This window comes from Erythrobacter sp. JB3-1, assembly GCF_057364995.1.
Genome location: NZ_CP200289.1, coordinates 342675 through 363846 on the forward strand (window position 1 = coordinate 342675; position 21172 = coordinate 363846).

Annotated in this window: 20 protein-coding genes; 1 reads left to right on the forward strand and 19 read right to left on the reverse strand. The window is 61.3% G+C overall.

The genetic code is table 11. The features are described 5' to 3' along the window. Positions 1–145 precede the first annotated feature (145 nt). The 19 genes from ftsA to AC0V6M_RS01830 form a co-directional block, all read right to left on the reverse strand. A complete protein-coding gene (gene ftsA / locus AC0V6M_RS01740; protein ID WP_486137141.1) occupies positions 146–1465 on the reverse strand; it encodes a cell division protein FtsA in 1320 nt (439 codons plus the stop codon). Next, positions 1465–2382 (reverse strand): cell division protein FtsQ/DivIB, encoded by a 918-nt coding sequence (locus AC0V6M_RS01745; protein WP_486137142.1) that lies wholly within the window; start codon positions 2380–2382, stop codon positions 1465–1467. Before AC0V6M_RS01745 ends, ftsA begins: the two co-directional genes overlap by 1 nt. Beyond that, the gene (locus AC0V6M_RS01750) at positions 2369–3379 is read right to left on the reverse strand and encodes a D-alanine--D-alanine ligase (RefSeq protein ID WP_486137143.1); all 1011 of its coding nucleotides are present in this window, start codon (positions 3377–3379) and stop codon (positions 2369–2371) included. Before AC0V6M_RS01750 ends, AC0V6M_RS01745 begins: the two co-directional genes overlap by 14 nt. Beyond that, positions 3376–4350: a UDP-N-acetylmuramate dehydrogenase gene (murB, locus tag AC0V6M_RS01755; RefSeq protein ID WP_486137144.1), complete on the reverse strand. Its 975-nt coding sequence runs from the start codon at positions 4348–4350 to the stop codon at positions 3376–3378. The genes AC0V6M_RS01750 and murB overlap by 4 nt, the downstream gene beginning before the upstream one ends. Next, complete coding sequence (gene murC / locus AC0V6M_RS01760) at positions 4347–5783, reverse strand: UDP-N-acetylmuramate--L-alanine ligase (RefSeq protein WP_486137145.1); 1437 nt, start codon at positions 5781–5783, stop codon at positions 4347–4349. The genes murB and murC overlap by 4 nt, the downstream gene beginning before the upstream one ends. Next, complete coding sequence (gene murG / locus AC0V6M_RS01765; RefSeq protein ID WP_486137146.1) at positions 5780–6997, reverse strand: undecaprenyldiphospho-muramoylpentapeptide beta-N-acetylglucosaminyltransferase; 1218 nt, start codon at positions 6995–6997, stop codon at positions 5780–5782. The genes murC and murG overlap by 4 nt, the downstream gene beginning before the upstream one ends. Then, on the reverse strand, positions 6994–8238 hold the full coding sequence (locus AC0V6M_RS01770; protein WP_486137147.1) for an FtsW/RodA/SpoVE family cell cycle protein: 1245 nt from the start codon (positions 8236–8238) through the stop codon (positions 6994–6996). The genes murG and AC0V6M_RS01770 overlap by 4 nt, the downstream gene beginning before the upstream one ends. Beyond that, positions 8235–9536 carry a UDP-N-acetylmuramoyl-L-alanine--D-glutamate ligase gene (gene murD, locus AC0V6M_RS01775; RefSeq protein ID WP_486137148.1) on the reverse strand — a complete coding sequence of 434 codons (1302 nt, stop codon included), beginning with the start codon at positions 9534–9536 and terminating at the stop codon, positions 8235–8237. The genes AC0V6M_RS01770 and murD overlap by 4 nt, the downstream gene beginning before the upstream one ends. Positions 9537–9552: 16 nt before the next feature. Next, positions 9553–10623 (reverse strand): phospho-N-acetylmuramoyl-pentapeptide-transferase, encoded by a 1071-nt coding sequence (mraY, locus tag AC0V6M_RS01780; protein WP_472644483.1) that lies wholly within the window; start codon positions 10621–10623, stop codon positions 9553–9555. Further along, entirely contained in the window at positions 10624–12114 is a 1491-nt protein-coding gene (locus AC0V6M_RS01785) for a UDP-N-acetylmuramoyl-tripeptide--D-alanyl-D-alanine ligase (protein WP_486137149.1), read from the reverse strand. It lies immediately after the preceding gene. Next, positions 12111–13619 carry a UDP-N-acetylmuramoyl-L-alanyl-D-glutamate--2,6-diaminopimelate ligase gene (locus AC0V6M_RS01790; RefSeq protein ID WP_486137150.1) on the reverse strand — a complete coding sequence of 503 codons (1509 nt, stop codon included), beginning with the start codon at positions 13617–13619 and terminating at the stop codon, positions 12111–12113. The genes AC0V6M_RS01785 and AC0V6M_RS01790 overlap by 4 nt, the downstream gene beginning before the upstream one ends. Next, the gene (locus AC0V6M_RS01795; RefSeq protein ID WP_486137151.1) at positions 13616–15334 is read right to left on the reverse strand and encodes a peptidoglycan D,D-transpeptidase FtsI family protein; all 1719 of its coding nucleotides are present in this window, start codon (positions 15332–15334) and stop codon (positions 13616–13618) included. Before AC0V6M_RS01795 ends, AC0V6M_RS01790 begins: the two co-directional genes overlap by 4 nt. Next, positions 15331–15897 carry a hypothetical protein gene (locus tag AC0V6M_RS01800; protein ID WP_486137152.1) on the reverse strand — a complete coding sequence of 189 codons (567 nt, stop codon included), beginning with the start codon at positions 15895–15897 and terminating at the stop codon, positions 15331–15333. The genes AC0V6M_RS01795 and AC0V6M_RS01800 overlap by 4 nt, the downstream gene beginning before the upstream one ends. Next, complete coding sequence (rsmH, locus tag AC0V6M_RS01805) at positions 15894–16847, reverse strand: 16S rRNA (cytosine(1402)-N(4))-methyltransferase RsmH (RefSeq protein WP_486137153.1); 954 nt, start codon at positions 16845–16847, stop codon at positions 15894–15896. The genes AC0V6M_RS01800 and rsmH overlap by 4 nt, the downstream gene beginning before the upstream one ends. After that, the gene (locus tag AC0V6M_RS01810) at positions 16844–17335 is read right to left on the reverse strand and encodes a division/cell wall cluster transcriptional repressor MraZ (protein WP_486137154.1); all 492 of its coding nucleotides are present in this window, start codon (positions 17333–17335) and stop codon (positions 16844–16846) included. Before AC0V6M_RS01810 ends, rsmH begins: the two co-directional genes overlap by 4 nt. Before the next feature lie 465 nt (positions 17336–17800). Next, complete coding sequence (locus tag AC0V6M_RS01815) at positions 17801–18592, reverse strand: hypothetical protein (RefSeq protein ID WP_486137155.1); 792 nt, start codon at positions 18590–18592, stop codon at positions 17801–17803. Next, positions 18573–19010, reverse strand: coding sequence for a hypothetical protein (locus tag AC0V6M_RS01820; RefSeq protein ID WP_486137156.1), 438 nt, complete (start codon positions 19008–19010; stop codon positions 18573–18575). The genes AC0V6M_RS01815 and AC0V6M_RS01820 overlap by 20 nt, the downstream gene beginning before the upstream one ends. Positions 19011–19022: 12 nt before the next feature. Continuing rightward, positions 19023–20036, reverse strand: a complete 1014-nt coding sequence (locus AC0V6M_RS01825; RefSeq protein WP_486137157.1) for a cysteine synthase A — start codon at positions 20034–20036, stop codon at positions 19023–19025. Positions 20037–20078: 42 nt separating this feature from the next. Then, the gene (locus AC0V6M_RS01830) at positions 20079–20396 is read right to left on the reverse strand and encodes a 2Fe-2S iron-sulfur cluster-binding protein (RefSeq protein ID WP_472639453.1); all 318 of its coding nucleotides are present in this window, start codon (positions 20394–20396) and stop codon (positions 20079–20081) included. A gap of 106 nt (positions 20397–20502) precedes the next feature. On the opposite strand from AC0V6M_RS01830, the gene AC0V6M_RS01835 reads away from it, so the two are divergent. Next, positions 20503–21120: a DNA-3-methyladenine glycosylase family protein gene (locus AC0V6M_RS01835; RefSeq protein ID WP_486137158.1), complete on the forward strand. Its 618-nt coding sequence runs from the start codon at positions 20503–20505 to the stop codon at positions 21118–21120. Positions 21121–21172 lie beyond the last annotated feature (52 nt).

The window sequence follows — 21172 nt, forward strand, 5'->3', positions numbered from 1 at the left end:
CCTTTCAGGCGAGAGACGACCCATCCTTGTCCCGCCATACGTAATAATTCTCAATACTTGTGCCACATTCGCGTCTTCGCGGTTATAGCGCACTAACCCTTATCCACAGAGCCTCAATTGTCCTTCGGCCTCTTACCAAGGCTCTTTAGAAGTATTCCTTAAGCGCGCGGAATAATCGCGCCGCCATTTGTGTCCCTACCACACCACCGCCATATTTGGCGGTCTGCTGATATTGTGCGCCGATTGCGCGAATATCGACCGGATCATCTGCGGCATAGAGGCACAATCCCGCCAATGTCGCAAAGCCCGGCGTTGAATGCGCCTCGGGCAGCCCGGTTAACGTTGGCGCGCGGCCAATGCGCACAGGCATCCCTAGCGCACCTTGCGCAAATTCGGCGAGCCCGGCAAGCTCAGCTCCGCCGCCGGTGAGCACCACTTGCCCTGCCCGCGAGCCGGAAAAGCCCATCGCCTTCAGCGCCCGGCCCACTTCATCGGTGAGCTGGGAGAGGTTTTGCGTCACCACCGAGACCAATTCTGCCCTCGCAATGCGGTTTTTATCATCCGCACCGCGCGCCAATGGCCCAGTGACTTCATCGCCTGGCCCGTTGACCGGTATCATCTCGCGGTGATCGCTTGGCGAGGCAATAGCAGATCCTGAGACACATTTCAGCCGTTCTGCCTGAAACCGCCGAATGCCAAAGGCGCTGGCGATCGCATCGGTGATATCGCCCGAACCATACGGCAGCGCGCGCAGGCCCAGCAGCATGCCGCCGGCGTGGACGGAAACATTGGTCACATCATTGCCGATTTCGACCAATGCAACACCCAGCTCGCGCTCTTCTTGAGAGAGCACAGCATAGCTGGTAGCGAGTGGAGCGGCGACGACGCCCTCCACCTCCAAATGCGCGCTTTGCACGACTTCGGTTAGGTTACGCACCGGCGCGCCATCGGCCAGCATCACGTGTACATCAACGCCCAGCCGCTCTGCATGGAGCCCGCGCGGATTGGCGACGCCATGCGCCCCGTCGAGCGTGTAATGCGCTGGCTGAGCGTGCAGGACCATCCGCCCGTCCGGCTGGATCGTGTCGCGCGCCGCAATCAGCAGGTGCTCGACATCTTCCTCTTCGATCCGGCGACCGCCGATCTCAACCTCTACATTGGAGACATTGCTGGCTAGACCAGCGCCCGCGCAGGCCACCCACACGCTTTGCACGCTGGCACCGGCGTTTTTCTCCGCCCGCTCCACCGCGTCGCGAATGGCATAAGTCGCCGCTCTCATATCGATCACATAGCCGCGCTTGATCCCTTGGCTGGCGCGGTGGCCAGAGCCCAGCACGATGAGATCGCCGTTCTCCGTCTCGCCCATGATCATGGCCGAGATGCGGAAGGAGCCGATGTTGACCGCACCAAAAATTTTGGAAAGGCGCGCGTTACCGGCGGAGCTGTGACCCTTGGAGCTTGCCATTACGGTGTTCCTCCGGCGCCCGATCCACCGGCGAGCAATTGTTCAGAGCGGCCTGGCACGCGCATGTAGATCCGCGGCGGGGCGCGCATATCGAAGGTCGCGACTTTTCCGCCGATCAAGCGGTTTTGCCCGTCCATCCGCGCGAATTTGACCAGCGCCGTTGCCGCCTCGTCATCGCCTTCTGGCAGAGCCAGAACTTGCTCTGTTTTGAACGACAGGTTCCAGCGGCGATTGCCGACCCATTCCGCTGCCTCAATCTGAGGTTTCAGGGCAGGCGCGGTCGCCAGTAAACGGTCGAGATCGGCCACCTGGCGGCTTGCGCCTGGGCCAGAAATCATCAGCATTTTGTTCGCCTTGTCGCGCGCAACCGGCTCCAGCTCCGTGCCCTCTGCATCGATCAGCACCAAACGGTCTGGCTTCTCCAGCACCGCATGCGGCGTGCGCTCAACAATATCGATCGCCAAAGTGTCCGGCGGCTGAGCGGAAACCCGCGCGTCTTTGACCCACGGCAACTCCAGCAATTCCTCGCGCAAAGCCTCCAGCTCAACCTGCGGCATGGGCCGATCACGCTGAGCCAAAGCGCGGCTGTAGACGTGTTGCTCGTCCATCCGGCTGGTGCCGGTCACGCGCACGCGGCGCACCTCAAACCCAGCGTCAGAGGCGAGATGCGCAACCTGGGCCTGAGCCATCGCCGGAACGCCTGCGAGGCTGGCAATGAACCACGCCAGCGCCACTGCGCCGCCGATAATGATCGAGAGGAAGATGCGCTGCAATTGCTCGTCTGTGAACGGCAGCAAGCCGATCACACTGTCGAGAACGCCGCTGGTGCGTGCCCGCGCCTGGCGAGCGGTTTTCGCCCGGCTCGATGCTTTGACTGCGCGCCTTACACCTTTTCCGCCGCGTTTAATCTGCGCCATCAGTGCCTCCTGTTTGCTTGGCAGGCGCAGCAGAACCGGCTTTCGCCGCCCCATGTATCCTGAGCGCCTCGTGCACGATCATTTCTGCAAGATCGGCATATTCAATTCCGGCATGTTTCGCCTGCTCTGGCACTAGGCTGAGCGGCGTCATGCCTGGCTGAGTGTTGGTCTCCAGCACAAACAGACCGGCCTCGCCTGCCTCGTCGTCCCAGCGGTAATCCGTGCGGCTCGCGCCGTGGCAGCCCAGCAATTGGTGCGCGCGGATCGCATAGCTTTCGCACAGCGCCGCAATATCCACCGGGACATTCGCCGGGCAGACATGCTGCGTGCAGCCATCGGTGTATTTGTGTTCGTAATCGTAGAAGCCGCTTTCGATGATCAGCTCTGTCACGCCCAGCGCGCGCGGCCCATCCGGCCCGTCGATCACCGCGGTGGTGAGCTCGCGGCCCTTGATAAAGGGTTCGGCCAGCAGCTCGGTAAACTCCTGCCACGGCCCCTCAGCACCGCGGGCAATCGGATTGCCGACATTGCTGTCTTCAGTGATGATCGCAACGCCCACGGATGAGCCTTCGTTCACCGGCTTCAGCACATAAGGACGCGGCAGCGGATCGCGCGTATGCAGCTCTTCAGAGGCGACGATATGCCCGCCCGGCATCGGGATGCCATGCGGGACAAGCGCCTGCTTGGTCGGCTGCTTATCAATCGCGATCACAGAGGTCGCAACGCCGGAATGGGTGTAAGGAACACCCATCAGATCGAGCATGCCTTGCACCGTACCGTCTTCACCAGGCACGCCGTGCAGCGCGTTGAACACAACGTCTGGCGCCGCCTCAGCGATCCGCGCAGCGACATCGCGGCCCATATCGATCCGGGTGACGCGGTGGCCCTTGCTCTCGAGCGCATAGGCAATGCCATTGCCGGTCATCAAAGAGACCTCGCGCTCTGCGGCCCAGCCGCCCATCAGGACAGCGATATGGAGAGGGGCGGAAGTGCTCACGGCCGGCCCACCCGCTTGATTTCCCACTCCAGTTGAATGCCGGAATGGGCATAGACTTTCTCGCGCACCATCTCGCCCAGACCTTCAATTTCGGTGCTGGTCGCATTGCCGGTGTTGATCAGAAAATTGCAGTGCTTCTCGCTCACCTGTGCGCCGCCGTTCCTCAGACCGCGGCAGCCCGCTTCATCGATCAGCTTCCAGCCGCTGTGACCGGGCGGATTTTTGAACGTCGATCCGCCAGTCATGCTGCCAATTGGCTGCGAGTCTTTGCGCTCGCTGGAGATGCGGTTCATCTCCGCCTTGATCGTGTCTGGATCGCCCGGAAAGCCCTCAAACCGCGCGGCGACGACAACCGCGCCATCGGGCAATGCGGAATGGCGATAGCTGTATTGCAGCTCTTTGTTCGTCAGCGTCACAAACTGTCCATCCGGAAGGATCACATCGCAATCGACCAGCACATCGCAAGTTTCGCGGCCATAGCAGCCGCCGTTCATGCGAGTGACACCGCCGACCGACCCGGGAATGCCGGTGAAGAACGATAGCCCGTCGATCCCAGCTTTCGCCGCACGCCGCGACACGATGCTGACCGGCGTCGCGGACCCAGCGGTCAGCGTCGTTTCGCCGGTTATCTCAACCTCAGAGAATTCCTTGCCCAGCTTGATCACCACACCCGGCACGCCGCCATCGCGGATAATCATGTTGGAGCCGACGCCCAGCGCCATGACAGGAATTTCCCCGTCCGGCTGCTCGCAAAAGCTCTTTAGATCCTCGAGATCTGCAGGCTCAAACAGCCAATCTGCATTGCCGCCACTTTTGAACCAGACGAATTTTGCCAGAGACGCGTTCTGGGTCAGACGCCCCCGGATGTTCTCGGTCGGCACAGGAGCGTCCGCGCCGCCTTCAATCGCGCAGGTCGGAGCCATACCGCTGTCTCGGTCATTCCAGTCGTCGGGTTGTACCATGTCGTTCATGCGTTCCGCTTCGATTCAATTGCGCCCGCGAGCCCCGCCGCCCATTTGGTGATGTCGCCCGCGCCCAGGCACACGACGATGTCGCCCTTGCGAATGTCAGCAGCCAGCGCGCTCGCCAAAGATGCCTGATCCTCAATCGTCTGCGCAGAGCGATGCCCGCGCGATTTGAGGCCTGCGACGAGCGCGGCAGAGCTAACGCCTTCAATCGGGTCTTCGCCCGCTTCATAAACCGGGGTGACATAGACCTCGTCCGCTTCGTTGAAGCAGGTTTGGAAGTCTTCCATCAAGTCATTGAGGCGCGAATAGCGGTGCGGCTGGGCAATCGCGATGACGCGGCCTTCGCTCTCGCCAGCCGAGGCCGCCTCGCGCGCCGCCTCCAGCACGGCGCGGATTTCGACCGGGTGGTGGGCGTAATCGTCGATGATGCTGACAGCGCCGCCCTCGACTGGGACCGAGCCAACCTTAGTAAAGCGGCGACGAACCCCGCCAAACTGGCCAAAGCCCTCGCGGATAATATCATCGGGGCAGCCCATCTCAATCGCGACCGCAATCGCGGCTAGAGCGTTTTGAACGTTGTGGCGGCCCGGCATGGGCAGGTTGACGCCTTCGATCCGGCGGTCTTCTTCGCCGCGTTGCCGGATGATCACATCGAAACGGTTGCCGCCTTCATGCGGGCGAATGTTCACGCCGCAAATGTCAGCCTGCAAAGAGAAACCATAGGTCACAACCTTGCGGTCGCGCACCTGGCCAATCACCGCCTGCACTTCCGGGTGGTCGACACACAGGATGGCGGCCCCATAGAACGGCACGTTGTGAATGAATTCAACAAAGGCGCGTTTGACGCCGTCGAAATCGCCGTAGTGGTCAAGATGCTCTGGATCGATATTGGTGACGACCGCGATGGTGCCATCGAGGCGCAGGAAGCTGCCGTCGCTCTCGTCGGCCTCGACCACCATCCAATCGCTATCGCCGAGGCGCGCGTTGGAGCCATATTGCTCAATGATCCCGCCGTTAATAACGGTGGGGTCAACGTCGCCCTTGTCGAGCAAGGCTGCGATCATGCTGGTGGTGGTGGTTTTGCCATGCGTACCGGCCACCGCGACGGTGGATTTCAAACGCATCAGCTCGGCCAGCATTTCGGCGCGGCGCACCACGGGGATACGGTTCTCCAGCGCGGCGGCAACCTCTGGATTGGTGCGGCGAACGGCGGTGGAGGTGACGACGACGCTAACGCCGTCCACATTCTCGCGTTCGTGGCCGATATGCACGGTGATGCCGCGCGCGCGCAGGCGCTCTACGCTCGGCCCCTCGGCCAAGTCGCTGCCCTGCACGCCGTAGCCGAGGTTGTGCATAACCTCGGCAATGCCCGACATGCCAATTCCGCCGATCCCGACGAAATGGATTGTGCCAATATCGGTTGCCACGCCTTTCATTCCGCAGAATCCCGAACAGCGTCCTTGGTCGCGCCTTCGGCTGCGGTATTGGTCGCGGGCGCTCGTTTTTCGCCCTCACCCACGCGGATGACATCCATCATGTCCGCCCCGCCAAAGCTCTCCATCAGGTCCGCAAGATCTTTCGTCGCATCCGGGCGGCCGCAATTCCACGCGCCATGCGCGGCGTTCGCGAGGCTCGCTGGCTTTTGCGCCATCGCCTGAATTTGCTTGGCCAGTTCCTTGGGCGCGAAGTTCGCTTGGCGCACCATACGCGCGCCGCCAGCGGCCACAATCTCGCGGGTGTTGGCGGCCTGATGATCGTCCGTCGCAATCGGCAGCGGGATCAGAATGCCGGGGCGGCCAACTGCGGTCAGTTCAGCAATGGTCGAAGCCCCTGCGCGGCCAATGAACACATGGCAATCAGCCAGGCGGTCTTCCATATCCTCAAAATACGTGCCGAGCTCAGCCGGGATATCGTGGCTCAAATAGCGTTCGCGCACCGCGTCGATATCTTCCTGGCGGCATTGCTGCGTCACTTGCAAGCGGCCGCGCAGCGCGGGTGGCAGCATCGCCAGACCATCGGGCACCACTTGGGATAAGATGCTCGCGCCTTGGCTGCCGCCGGTGACCAGCACCCGCAGCAGGCCTTCGTCGGTAAACTCAGGAAAATCCTGCTTGCGCAGCTCAAGCACTTCAGCGCGGACCGGATTGCCGACCAGATAGACCTTTGTCTCGTATTTCTCTTTGAGGCGCTCCACCTCAGGATAGCTGGTGGCAATGGCATTCACGCGGCCAGCGAGCAGGCGGTTGACCCGGCCCAGCACAGCGTTTTGTTCATGCACCACGCTGGGGATGCCAGCCTTGGTTGAGGCGAGCAGCGCGGGGAAAGCGGGATAGCCGCCAAAGCCGATCACCGCGCTGGGTTCAAACGCATCAAACAGGCGCAGCGCCATATTGCGGCCATCGCGCACCGCGCGCGCACCGCCCAGCCAGCGCAGCGGGTTTTTGCCAAACCGGCCAGCGGGCAGGACATGCGCGGTCAAATAGTCGGGCTTGCCCGGGATATTCGCGCCGCGCTCATCCGTGATCAAGGCCACATGATGCCCGCGCGCGTCCAGCTCTGCCGCCAGCGCGAAGGCTGGGATCAAATGGCCGCCGGTCCCGCCAGCGGCGAGAACGAAATGACGATTGGACTTGGGAGCATCGGTATTCATTCGCGCTCCTCCTTATTTTCTAGAAAGTCTCGCAGTCCCGGCGTCTCGCGCTTTAGGAACGGATTGCGCCGCGTGATTGCGAGCAACAGGCCGAATGTAAAGCACACCGCCAAGGTTGACGAGCCGCCATAGCTGATCAGCGGCAAGGTCATGCCTTTTGATGGGAACAGCTGAAGATTGACGAGAATATTGATGAAGGCCTGCCCGCCGATTTGGGTGACGAGGCCAGCCCCTGCGAGCAGAACAAACAGGTTTTCCTCATCCACCAGGCGCACGAGCACGCGCGCGACAATCGCGAGATAAAGCAGCACGATCAGCGCGCAGATCATCAGGCCATATTCCTCGCCAATGACGGAGAAGATATAGTCCGTATGCGCTTCTGGCAGGTTCATCTTGCGAATGCCCAGCCACAGCCCGCTGCCGGTCCAACCGCCCGCCAGCAGGGTCCGCTGAGCCAGATCAACTTGGTCAAACGCGGTGCCACCGCCCAGAAACGCATCGATCCGGTGGCGCGCATTGTCATAGAGGAAGTAGGTCGCCGTCAGACCGACCACGCCCGCGCCAACCAGCGCGCTGATCCGCTGCACCGAGACGCCCGACAGCAGTACCAGCACGAACCACACGCCTGCGAACAGGATGGTCGCGCCAAGGTTTGGCTGTAGCATCAGCAGGCCCGCGACGAGAGCCATGATCATCGTCACAAAGGTAAGCACCGGCAGATTAGGATCGCGCAGTCGCCAGCTTAGAATCCACGCAAGCGCGATGGCAAAGCCGGGTTTCAAGAACTCAGACGGCTGGAGCGACATGCCGACCTCTAGCCAGCGGCGCGCGCCGTTTTTCTCAACCCCGATAATCGGTACAAGAAACAGCAGTGCCAGCATTCCGGCGAACAGCAAAATGCCCATGCGGCGCGCATTGTCGCGGCTGGCAAAGCTGGTGGCGATCATCACGCCGACGCCCATGATTTGCCACACGACATGCGATTTCAGGAATAGAAATTCATCGAGGCGCACCTCAGCGGTCGACAATTGCTCTGCACTGGCAGGCGAGGCAGCCGCCACGGCAGCGGTGCCGATCAGCATCATGACGAGAACCAGGCCAAGCAGCCATTTGTCGACTTCGCGCCACCAAATGCGCAAATCGCCCATCCAACCGCGCCGCACCGGCACAGGCGCGTGGAATGATCCGCCGCTGCGGCCGGGTGCATAAGGGCCGTAAGCCGGTGAACCGACGGAATTCATGCGGCCTCTCCCAAGGCATGGACGAGATCGCGGAATTGCTGTCCGCGGTCTTCAAAATCACGGAATTGATCAAAGCTCGCCGCCGCTGGCGAGAACAGCACCACATCGCCAGCACGCGCATCACCATGCGCCTTGGCAAAGGCCTGGCCCAGCGTTTCGCAATATTGCGCGGGTGCGGAGGACTGGATGGCCTGCGCGAACATCTCACCATCGCGGCCAATGGTGTAGGCGCCCGCGACGTGGTCCATCAGACGAGCGAGCGAGCCGAGGCCGTCTTCCTTGGCCATGCCGCCCACGATCCAGCGTACGCGGGGATCGGGATCAGGCGGAAACGCAGCGATGGCCGGTGCGGTGGAATCCGCATTGGTCGCTTTGCTGTCGTTGATGAAGGTTACGTCGGCGACCTCAGCGACACGTTCCATGCGATGCGGGAGGCCGGTAAAGGTATTCAATCCGACATTAAGGTCAGGCAACCCAACCCCTAGAGTCGAGCAAACCTCGAACGCTGCGGCTGCATTTTGAGCGTTATGCGGCCCCTGAAGTGAAGGGGAAGAAACAGCAGTCTTTCGCACGAATTGCGGAGGCAGAATCTCGTCACGCAATGTGTACGCGATCGCTGCACTCATATCATCATGGCCAGAAAAGACCTTTGCATGTTCCTCCGACTGCATGTCGAAAAGGCGCGCCTTGCTCGCCGCATATTTCTCAAAATCACCATCATACCGGTCCAGGTGATCCGGCGTGATGTTCAGCAGCACCGCTACATCGCAATCCAGGCTAAACGTCAGATCAATCTGATAGCTCGATAGCTCCAGCACATAGACCCCGCCTGCTGGTAGCGGGTCCTGGCCCAAAATCGGCTCACCAATATTGCCGCCCATTACGCTGGGCACGCCCGCGGTTTGCAGGATGTGATGGACCAGCGCAGTTGTGGTCGACTTGCCATTGGTGCCGGTAATGCCAACCACTTTGTGCGGCGGCAGATCAGCACGGGCCTGAGCGAACAATTCGATATCGCCGATCACTGGGACATCGAATGTCGCCGCATAGAGCGCGATTGGATGGGTGTTGAGCGGGACACCGGGGGACACAACCACGCCTGCAAATCCGGTGAGATCAATCTGCAGAGGATCGGCCAGTTCGCACCGGCCCACGAATGCCCCGCGCGCTTCCTCGCGCTCGTCCCATGCGGTCACCTCAGCGCCGCTCGCCAGCAACGCCTCCACCGTGGCCGCGCCGGACCGCGCCAGGCCGAGCACGGCATAGCGTTTTCCAGCAAAGGCAGCGGAGGTGATCACTTTAGGGCGGCTCTCCTTAGCGCAGTTTCAGCGTGGCAAGACCCGCCATCGCGAGCACAATCGAAATGATCCAGAACCGGATCACGACCTTGCTTTCGCTCCAGCCAAGCTGTTCGAAATGGTGGTGGATCGGGGCCATGCGGAACACCCGCTTGCCCGTGCGTTTGAACCAGAAGACCTGAACGATGACGGAAACCGCCTCTAGCACGAACAGGCCGCCAACGATCGCCAGCACAATCTCGTGGTGCGCGGCGACCGCAATGGCGCCCAAGGCTCCGCCCAAAGCGAGTGATCCCGTGTCGCCCATAAACACCGCCGCTGGCGGCGCGTTAAACCACAAAAACGCCAGACCCGCGCCGATTATTGCGGCGCAGAATATCGCCAGCTCACCCGCGCCCTCAACATAAGGAATGCCGAGATATTCGCTAAAGTCGGTGCGCCCGACGAGATAGGCGATGATCGCAAAGGTGCCCGCAGCAATGATCACCGGCATAATTGCCAGCCCATCGAGACCATCGGTCAGGTTCACCGCATTGCCCGCACCAACGATCACAAAGGCGGCAAAGAAGTAATAGAACGGCCCCAGCGGGATCGACACATCAGAGAAGAACGGCACGTAAAGATCGGTGCTGATCTGGCTAACGATGATGTAAGACGCAATGCCAGCGACCACGAACTCCATCGCAAGCCGCACCCGGCCGGGCACGCCCGCATGGCTGTTTTTGGAGACTTTGTCGTAATCGTCGAGGAAGCCGATGATCCCGAAACCCGCCGTCACTGCGAGGCAGGCCCAGACCAGCGGGCTGCGCAAATCCATCCACAGCATCAGCGACAGCGCCAATGAGATGAGGATCATCAATCCGCCCATGGTCGGCGTGCCGCGCTTGGCAAAATGGCTTTCTGGCCCGTCTTCACGGATCGGCTGCCCCTTGCCCTGGCGCACGCGCAAAATGTTGATGAAGCGCGGACCGATTGCCATGCCAATAAACAGCGCCGTGATCAGCGTCGCTCCGGCACGGAACGTCTGGTAACGCACAAGGTTGAAGATCCCTTCAAACCCGAGCCATTCGGCGAGCAGATACAGCATTTAGTCGTCCTGTTGCCCCTCAACCGGGTGCGTTTGCGTAAAATGGGTAACCAGAGCGCCAAGACCGACCGAGTTTGACCCTTTGACAAGGATTGCGTCCCCGCCATTGATGCCAAATTCGCTGAGCATGGAAATCGCCTGATCCGGACCGTCGCAATGCGTGAAGCTGCCCGGGTTGCCAAGCGGAACGCCGCCTGATTTCCCCAATTCATAGGCCAGCTCGCGCATCTCTTCGCCAACCAGAATAACATGATCAACCCGCGCATCGTTAAGCGGCTCGGCCAGTTTGCGGTGGAAGCGCGGGCTAAAATCACCGAGCTCCATCATGCTGCCCAAAATCGCGACCCGGCGCAGCGCCGGTGTCTGGCCCAATTGCCGCAGGGTTGCGCGCATGGAGGCGGGGTTGGCATTGTAGCTTTCATCGACCAGCAAGGCCTTGCCATCGCCAGGCAGATCAATTTGGAACCGCGCTCCGCGCCCTTTCAGACCGCCCATTTCCGCCAGCGCCAGGCCCGCTGCGGCGAGATCACCGCCCACTGCGCGTACTGCCGCCATGACGCCGAGGGAATTGGCAATCCAATGCTCGCCCGGCTCCGCAATCGAATAGCACAGCCGCGCGTCGCCGAGGTCTGCTGTGATCAGCGAGCCGCCGGTGCTGATCGGAATGGCATCGAGCAGCCGCACATCGGCGTCCGCATGGCGGCCAAAGGTTACGACGTCAGCGCCTGCGGTCCGGGCATGACCGATCAGGCGCTCGGTATAGTCGGTGTCAGCGGGAATAATCGCAGTGCCGCCCGGCGTCAGACCGGTGAAGATCGCCGCTTTCTCATCGGCAATGGCCTCCATCGAGCCAAGATTTTCGATATGCGCGGGCGCGAGCGTCGTGATCAGCGCCACGTCAGGGCGTACATGATCGGCCAAAGGCGCGATTTCGCCCGCATGGTTCATGCCCATTTCAAACACGCCAAACAGGCTGCGGGCGGGCATCCGGGCGAGGCTGAGCGGCACGCCTACGTGATTGTTGTAGCTGCGGACGCTGCGATGCGCCGCGCCCCTGCTGGCCCGGTCGAGCGCGGCAAAGATCGCCTCTTTCACGCCGGTTTTACCAACCGATCCGGTGACGCCAATGCGCATCGCTGGGCTGCGATCGCGCGCGGCATGAGCCAGCGCATGTAGAGCCGCGCTGGTGTCTTTGACCAGCACATGCGGATAGTCGACGGCCCGGTCAGTAATCGCTGCAACCGCTCCTGCGGCAAAGGCTTTATCGAGGAAGCGGTGGCCGTCCATCGCCTCGCCCTTCAGTGCGATGAACAAATCGCCCGGGCGCACATCGCGGGAATCCATCTCAACGCCGGAGGCCTGGAAGTGGTGGCTGGCTGTGCCGCCCGTCGCCGTCTCGATCTCGCGCGAGTTCCACAGCGCTCCGCTGAGTTCATCGCGCGCCGTTACCGGCCAAGCACGCAGCGCAGCGTGGATCAGCGGCGCGTTCATGAGCCCGACCCCGAACCGCCAGCAGCGGCGCATTCGCGCGCAACCGTTACGTCATCGAACGGCAAAACCCGCATATTCTCTCCTGCACCGATGATCTGTCCTTGCTCGTGGCCCTTGCCCGCCACCAGCACAATGTCGTGTTCTCCGGCGAGAGCAATAGCCTCGCCAATCGCCTCGCGCCGGTCGCCAATCTCGCGCGCGCTGGCCGCGGCGCCGCGCATAATGTCCGCCCGAATGGCCGCTGGGCTCTCGCCGCGCGGATTGTCGTCGGTAACGATGACGATGTCTGATTTGTCGGAGGCGGCGGCACCCATCGCTTCGCGCTTGCCAGGATCGCGGTCTCCGCCAGCGCCAAATACGGTGATCAAACGCCCGCCCTGCCCGCGCGCCACATGCGGGCGCAGCGCAGCAATCGCCGCCGCCAAGGCGTCCGGCGTGTGCGCGTAATCGACATAGACAGGCGCACCGGCCGGGCTGATCACGGCCCGCTCTATCCGCCCGCGCACAGGCTGAAGCCGGGAAATCGCGTCCAGCGCTTGGGCCGCATCACTCCCCGTTGCAATCGCCAGAGCCGCCGCGACCATAGCGTTGGCTGCCTGATATTCACCGATCAGCGGGAGCTTGATTGAAAAGACATGCCCCTCATGCTCGACATCGATCGTCTGCCCAAGCTGGGTCGTTTTGCGATCGACAAGGCGGAGGAACGCGTTGGAGCCGCTCCCCACCTTGCCGACAAGGAGCACGCGCAAATTTGAAGACATCGCGTGCTCGGCGGCACGGCGGGTCCACTCGCTGTTATCCCCGCCGCCCCAAATAATTGCCGCTGCGCCCGGCTCCAGCACTTCGCTGAAGAGCCGCATTTTTGCAGCAAAATAGTCATCCATATCAGCGTGATAATCGAGGTGATCACGGCTGAAATTGGTGAAGGCAGCGGCTGAAACCGGCACGCCTTCATTGCGATATTGCGAGAGGCCGTGGCTCGATGCCTCATAGGCCACATGGCTCACGCCTTCGCGCGCCAGCCCGCTCATATTCGATAGGAAAGTGACAATGTCCGGCGTGGTGAGGCCGGTGGAGACGCTCTCATCCGGCGTGGTCACGCCCAATGTGCCAATGCTGGCGGCGCGCTCGCCGCACATGCGCCAAATTTGCCGCGTCATCTCGACGGTGGAGGTTTTGCCATTAGTGCCAGTGACCGCGACAATATGCGGCGGGACAGGCGTGAAGAAACCGGCGGCCAGACGTGCAAAATCGCGGCGCGGATTGTCGCTGGCGATGTAAACGGCGCCTTCTACGTTTACACCGGGGCGCGCGACGATGGCGACAGCCCCTGCGGCAATCGCCTCAGGAATGACGTCTTCCGCATTGAAAGTCAGACCCTGAAACGCACCGAAAACGGTGCCCGGTGCAACCTTGCGGTGATCGATAGCAAAGCCGGTTACGCTGAGGTCTGCGCCCTCATCGCAGGACAGCCCTGCCCTTTTCGCTAAATTTCCAAGTTTCATTTGCGCCCCTCCACCAAGAAGCGAAGATCACTAATATCGACGTCGCGCGTCGTATCCGGCTGCACTCCCAGCATTGGGCCAATTCGCGGCACGAGCCGCCCGACAACGGGGGCCGCGTTAAACGCCGCTGTCCGCTGGAACGAACTTGCCACGGTGCCGCGCGGTTCATCAATCACCGCCACCACAACATAGCGAGGGCGGTCCATTGGGAATGCGGCGGCAAAAGACGAAATCAGCTTCGTCTTGCTGTATCCGCCTTTCGTCGGCTTTTCCGCCGAGCCAGTCTTTCCGCCCACCCGGTAACCCGGCGCATCGGCGCTGCGCCCGGTGCCGTAGATCGAAATCATACGGAGCAGCTGGCGCATACGCGAGGAGGTGGAGGTCTTGAACACGCGGCGACCACGCGGAGCCTCGCCCGCCTCCAGCTTGTGCAAAGTCGCAGGACGCCAGATGCCGCCATTGACCATCGCAGCATAAGCGGCCGCCAAGTGCAGCGGCGTAACAGAAATACCGTGGCCATAGCCAACCGTCATATTGGTTAGGCGCGACCAGTCACCGCGCGGCCAGATTGGATGGCCTTTCGCTGGCAGCTCAATATAGGGACGCTCGTTCATGCCAAGATCGATCATCGTCTGGCGCAGCCGCTCTGGACCCAGCTGATCCGCGACCCGCATGGTGACGGTGTTGGACGAATAGGCCAGCGCCTGAGGAATGTTGAGCGTCGCGCCCTTGTCTGAATAATCCGCGCGCTCAATCGAGCCAATCTTGACCGGGCGCGCGTTCCAATTGGCGCTGAGATCGGTGATTACGCCAGCATCAATCGCGGCGGCGACCGTCAGCGGTTTAAAGGTCGAACCCAGCTCATACACCTGGTTGGTGGCGCGGTTCATCATATTGGCCTGGCCAGCGGCATCAATCCGGTTGGGATTAAACTCTGGCAGGGAAGCCAGCGCCATCACCTCGCCCGTGTCGACATCCAGCACCAGCCCCGCCGCACCCAGCGCATTGGTGGCGAGCATTGTCTTGCTCAGCTCATCCTCGAGCGCGCCTTGAACGCGCATGTCGATCGACAACGGCACCGATTCTGAACGCAGGGCCGGATCGCGCAATTGCTCGTCCAGCACCGCTTCCATGCCGACGCGGCCGCGATCATCAGCCGCGACATAGCCAAGAATGTGCGCGCCCAGTGAGCCTTGTGGATAGTGGCGGTCAGTCTCGCGCGGGATTTGCAGCGCAACCTCGCCCAGGCGCATGATTTCGTTTGCTTCTTCCGGCAGAATGCGACGACGCAAATAGCCCGCCCGGCCCGTGGCCAAACGCGAGGCGGTGTCGTTCACATCCATCGTCGGAAAAATATTGGCGAGCTTCATCGCGACATCTTGCGGCGAGGCGACCAAAGGCGCGCCGCCATCCCCCATAGCGGTCGGCGCATACCACAGGGCGTAAGCTGGGAAGGCTCGGGCCAGCGGAATACCGTTGCGATCGGTGATTTCACCGCGCGGCGGCAGCAATTGCTCCGCCAGACTGGTGCGCGATGGGGCGTGTCCAGCAAAACCCAAATAGGCAATACGCAGGATGGCCGCCGCAGCGACCAAACCAAACACCAGCACAATCCAAAGTACACGCCAACGCGCCGTCAACAGCGAGCGATAGCGCAGATTGACGAGTTGGATGCGGCCTGCGGGGATGGCCGGGCGAGCCGCAAAGGCACTCATTCAGCTGTCTCTGCCGTTGCTTGAGTGGCCGAAGCGCCGCTGCCTGCGCGCGCTTGCGCCGCCCGGATGGGCGAGGCCTCAACGAGGAAGTCACCGAAAGCCTCGGCGAACATCGTCGTCGCGCTATCTTCAACCTGCGTCGCCGCCAGTGTCACAGGCGCGCCGGTGATCGGCGAGACCATTTCGCGCGACCGAAGCGGCGAAGGCATACCCTCTTCAGGCTCTGCCCGGGCAACCCGGATCGGGCTAGGCGCGCCGGGGACTTGAGGCGAACCCAGGCTCGCCAATTGACGCTCACCTTCGAGATATTGGTCTGCGCGCGGCGCGAGATAGCCGAATTCGACGATGTTCCAATTTGCCAGCCGACGCTGATTGGCGCGCGCCTGAAACTCGGTTTCCAGCACAAGCGTTTCACGCTCCAGCTCAACGATTTGGCGTTCAGCCAGCAGAACTTCGCTTTTCACAGCATGCACGCGGAAACTGAGCGCGAGGAACATCCCAACGCACAGTGCGAGCACCGCAACCCAGCCGATTTGGCGCATACGAGAACCTGAAACGATCATGCCGCAAGCCTCCTTGCATCGGCGGTGGTACGAATGGCGCTGCGCAGGGTTGAAGAGCGCGCGCGCGGATTGCGTTCGATCTCGGCCTCGGAAGGACGGATCGCTTTGGAAAGTTTCTCAAACACCGGCGGATCGCCTGGAATTTCGCCCGGCAGGTGACGCGATACAGCGCGGCCCGCGCCGGATGCTTCGCGCAGGAAGCGTTTGACCATGCGGTCTTCGAGGCTGTGAAAGCTGACCACGGCGAGCTTGCTGCCAGCGCGCAGCAAATGCTCGGCTGCTGACAGTCCGCTGCGCAATTCGCCTAGCTCGTCATTCACATGGATGCGCACCGCCTGGAATGACCGCGTTGCCGGATCCTTCTTATCATGCGGCTTATGGCCCAGCGCCTTGCGAACGATGCGCGCTAGATCGCCGGTCGTCTCCAGCGGGCGCGCAGCAACAATCGCTCGGGCAACCCGGCGCGACTGGCGTTCTTCGCCATATTCATAGAGCACATCGGCAATCGTGTCGGCATCGGCAGAATTGAGAAAATCAGCCGCGCTCTCGCCCGCCTGGCTCATCCGCATATCGAGCGGTCCGTCAGCCGAAAACGCAAAGCCGCGCCCCGCCTGATCGAGCTGCATGGAGGACACGCCAATATCCATCGCAACGCCGTCAACCTGGGCAACGCCGACCTCGGCCATTGCGCTTACCATCTCAGAAAAACGCCGCGGATGAAGCACTAAGCGCGGAGGGGAACTACGCGCCTCGCTCCATCCGCGGCCTTGAGAGATCGCGTCAGGATCGCGATCAAAGGCGTGGACGGTCGCGCCGCAATCAAGCAGCGCACGAGTATAGCCGCCGGCGCCAAAAGTGGCGTCGACAATGACATCGCCGGGCTGGGGATTAAGCGCGGCGATCACTTCTTCGAGCAGAACGGGTACGTGGGGCGCAGATTGAAGGGTCATTTCTTGCGCCCCTTCGCTTCGGCTTCTGCAACCAGATTGGCGCAGGCCGCCTGCGCGCTTTCCCATTGCTCGCCCATTTGCGCGAGCTGATCCGGGTTCCAGATCGTAAAGAAGCGCCCGCCGCCATGGAAGTACAAGCCATCATCAACCTGCGCGAGACTGCGTAGGTGGTCAGGCATGACAAAGCGGCCGCTGTCATCGAACGGCACTTCGACAAAGCCAAACAGCCGCATCGCGCGCAGATCACGGTCGAATTCTTTATCAAGGCGGATGGCGCGGTCTTCTTCGCGCTCAATCTGCTCTTCAAGTTCGGTTTTGCGGGATAGGCCAAAGCCGGTGAGACAGTTCCAGCGCTCGTGCTTTGCCAGGCAGACAATCCGCCCCTCAGAGCTCTCTTTAACAGCCTTGCGGAACAGTGAAGGCAGCACAAAGCGGCCCTTATCGCCGGCGGGCGAATAAGCTTGACCACTGAATCCTGCGAACGACACGCGCTCCAACTCCCCTTCTCACCCGTCCCTCACGGGCCTTCATTTTCCCCGCCTCCCTTTTAAGGAGGCCAAACACGCCCTCTGCCTTGCCATTCCGCACGCGAGCGGAACCGGCGCGCCAACCGCGATGGGCGGCGCAAACACAAACGGGCATGTTTGATGGAAGACGGTAATATCGTGGGTTTAACCGGGATGGAAGGGGTTTTTGCGGGATTTTGCGGGATAAGATGGTAAATTATTGTTTCATATGGTTAATATACAGGACCTATCCGCTTCACTACCTAGTATGGAAACCAAAGAGCCTGCTTCAAAACGCTGATTTTCCGGTCAAAACTGCGAGAATCGCGTTCTTCGAGTCGCCGATCCCTGGCCCGTCCCGCAAAATCCCCGATCGCGAAATTGGGGCGCTTGAGCGCTGATCAAATGGATTGCAGTGATGACGGTGTGAATCGGGCTGCTGACGACTCAGTTGAGGGTTTGTGCAAGCAATGCGCTCAGCGTGCTGCCCTCTTCTCCGGCGAGCTCTTGATACTCAAAGATAGCCGCGTCCGCGAGCACCGTTACGCGCCCCTCCCCAATATCGCAGGCCGCGATAACTCCTGCGCCCTGCAATTCGCACGAAGTGGCGGCGGGATCGAGAATGCTGATAACACCTGCCATGTGAAGCGGGATCTGCCCGCCAGCGATCATGGCTGACCGCACACTGCCCCCCTGCCCCTCAACATAGCTGATCGCCAATCCCCAGCGCTCAATCACTGGCGGGATCAGCGCAGCGCCCACCGGGCGGCGCGGATCGCCAAAGGCGACCTCATATTCCCCGGTCAGCAGTGGATCGAGCGCAATCAGCAGCCGTCCGCCGGCCCGCACCCAATCATCCAATGCGACATTGTCCGATGGGCTTAGCCCGCGCGGCTGGACAATCGCCAAGCGCTCCAGCCCCGCAAGCGGACTAACACCCTGATCATCGGGAGAGAGGCTGTCGAGCAACCGCAAATCATAGCGCGCCTCTAAGACCGAGCGCTGCCAGGGCGCTTCTTGGTCTGCATCAATCAGGCTGGTAAGATCCGTGCCCAGCGGCCAATAAAGCGGCAGGCTGCTCATCAGGCCAAGCTCCACTCTCTCAGCAGGGTCATTGCTCGGGCTGGCGCGCAGGCCATTACTCTGGTCGCGCGATTGAGCCAGCCACCACAGCGCGGCTGCGCCGAGCGCCAGCACGCCAATCGCAGCAATGGCAAATTTACGGCGTTTTGGGCTCATTGCTCAGCGGATCATCGCGCACAACATCGCCTGGCAGCGGATCGCCGGCAGTGCCTTCGCCCTGCTCGGGAACAATCGCCGCCTCTTGCGTCGCGGCCGGGCTTGGGTCCACCGGCAGATCGGGCACAACGCCAGCTTCGGCGAGCGGATCGTTGATCTTGGCCCCTTCGCTTGGCTCGGTCGTCGGCGCGGCTTCTGGCACGGCGCTGTCTTCGCTGACCTGCGCGCGGCCTTGGATCACGCTGGCCAAACCGACGAGCAACACCATCGCCGCAAGGCCAGACAGGCCGACCTGCAGGCGCTGCACCGCCTCTTCGCGGGTTCCGCCAAGGGGTGCGCCTGCACGCTCAAGATCGGGGTTTGCTGCAACAGCCCGCGCCACTTCTTCGCGGGTCTCAAACAGTTTACGATACGCCATAATGGCTGCCTATCACGCTTGCTCGAGCCAGTCGAACACTGGAAGCTCTTTCGCCTTCAACCAGTCGGCATTGTACAGGGTTGAAAGGTAGCGAAAGCCAGTATCGCACAGGATTGTCGCGACTTGCGGGTTCTCCCGCCCTTCGGCGACCAACTGCTTGCCCAGAGCAATCGCGCCAGCAACATTGATGCCCGAGGACAGTCCGAGGCACAGCCCCTCTTCGCGCAGCAGGCGCGCGACCCATTCTAGGCCTTCTTCGTCAGAAATGCGGAATTGGGTATCAATCGGCGCGCCTTCCAGATTGGCGGTGATCCGGCCTTGGCCAATGCCCTCGGCAACGGAAGAACCCTCGCCCTTAAGCTCGCCATTCGCGTAATAATTATAGAGCGCCGCGCCATGCGGATCAGTCAGCGCAATGCGCACATCCTCGGATTTCTCCTTCAGGCCCATGCCAACCCCGGCAATCGTCCCGCCGGTGCCAGCCGCGCAGGTAAACCCGTCGATCTTGCCATCCAGCTGCTGCCACAGCTCCTTTGCCGTGCCCTCAATATGCGCGCGGCGGTTGGCGACATTGTCAAACTGTCCCGCCCAGATCGCGCCCTCGGTTTCTTCCGCCATGCGGCGCGAGGTGTGCTGGAAGTGCGCGGGATCGGCATATTTGGTCGGCGGCACGAGCACCAGCTGCGCGCCAAGAGCGCGCAAAGTGTCCATCTTTTCCTTCGACTGATTATCCGGCATCACAATCACGGTTTTGTAGCCCAGCGCATTGGCGACCAGCGCAATGCCAATACCGGTGTTGCCAGCGGTGCCTTCGATCACAGTTCCGCCCGGCTTTAGCTCACCGCGCGCCTCAGCATCGCGGATCATATAGAGCGCCGCGCGGTCCTTCACTGAAGAGCCCGGATTGGCAAATTCGCATTTGCCCCAAATATCGCAGCCCGCCGCCTCGCTTGGCCCAGTCAGGCGAACCAGCGGAGTGTTTCCGATCAAGGCGAGCGTATCGCCGACAGGTTGAGTAATGTTCATGGACTGCGAGTTAGGAGTTTGCGAGCCAACTCGCAAACAACATCAATCTTCAGCTGCGATAGTTACCTTTAAGCCGTCGAGCTCTGCAGTGAGCGGAACCTGGCACGATAGGCGCGAGGTTTCATTGCGATGCTCGCTCGATTCCAGCAGATCATCTTCATCTTCGCTCATCTCAGGCAGCTTTGCCGTAAACTCAGGATCGATGTGAATGTGGCAGGTCGCACACGAACAGCATCCGCCGCACAGCGCCAGCAGCTCGTCAAAGCCATTGTCGCGAATAGCCTCCATCACCGTCAGGCCGTCCTCGACCTCGATGTCACTCGTTTCGCCTTCACGATTGGTGACGATCAGTTTCGGCATTGCATTGTATCCTTTTCAGTGTCCGCTGGATTGGCCAGCGCTCTATCGAATAGTCGGCTGCGCTGCTAGAGGCAGATTTCGCATTGTATAGCTATGGGAATTATTAGTGGGATTGAGCGCAGCTGCAATCAAGGCCTCGCTTGATGCGTTGGCCAAAAATGATGCCGATCTGGCGAATGAAATCACGCGGATCGGCTATCCAGAGCCGCGCATCAGAGACCGCGGCTATATGACGATGCTGCGCACGATTGTGGGCCAGCAGGTATCCGTCGCCGCGGCGGCGAGCATGTGGAACAAGTTGGAGGCCGAGCTGGGCGAAGGTTTCAGCCCCGCCTGCCTGCTGGAGCGGGACTTTGATACTTTGCGCGCTTGCGGCCTGTCGCGCCAGAAACAGGGTTATGCCCGCAGCCTGTGCGAGCTCGTACAAACCGGCGAGGTCAATTTTGATGACCTGCCCGATGATGATGAAGAAGCCATCGCCGAGCTGACCAAGGTCAAAGGGATCGGTCGCTGGTCAGCGGAGATATATCTGCTGTTTGCGGAAGGGCGCGGCGATATGTGGCCCGCCGGCGATCTGGCTGTGCAGGAAGGCGTCAAAAGACTGCTGAAGCTAAACGAGCGACCCGATGAAAAGGGCCTGAGGCAGATTGGCGAGCGCTGGCGCCCGCATCGCGGGGCAATGGCGATCTGGGTCTGGCACTTTTACGCCAATCCCGCATTGTGATGTCGTTTAATTTCAAGGCCGCAGCGCGCTCACCTGACCGACAATCGATTGA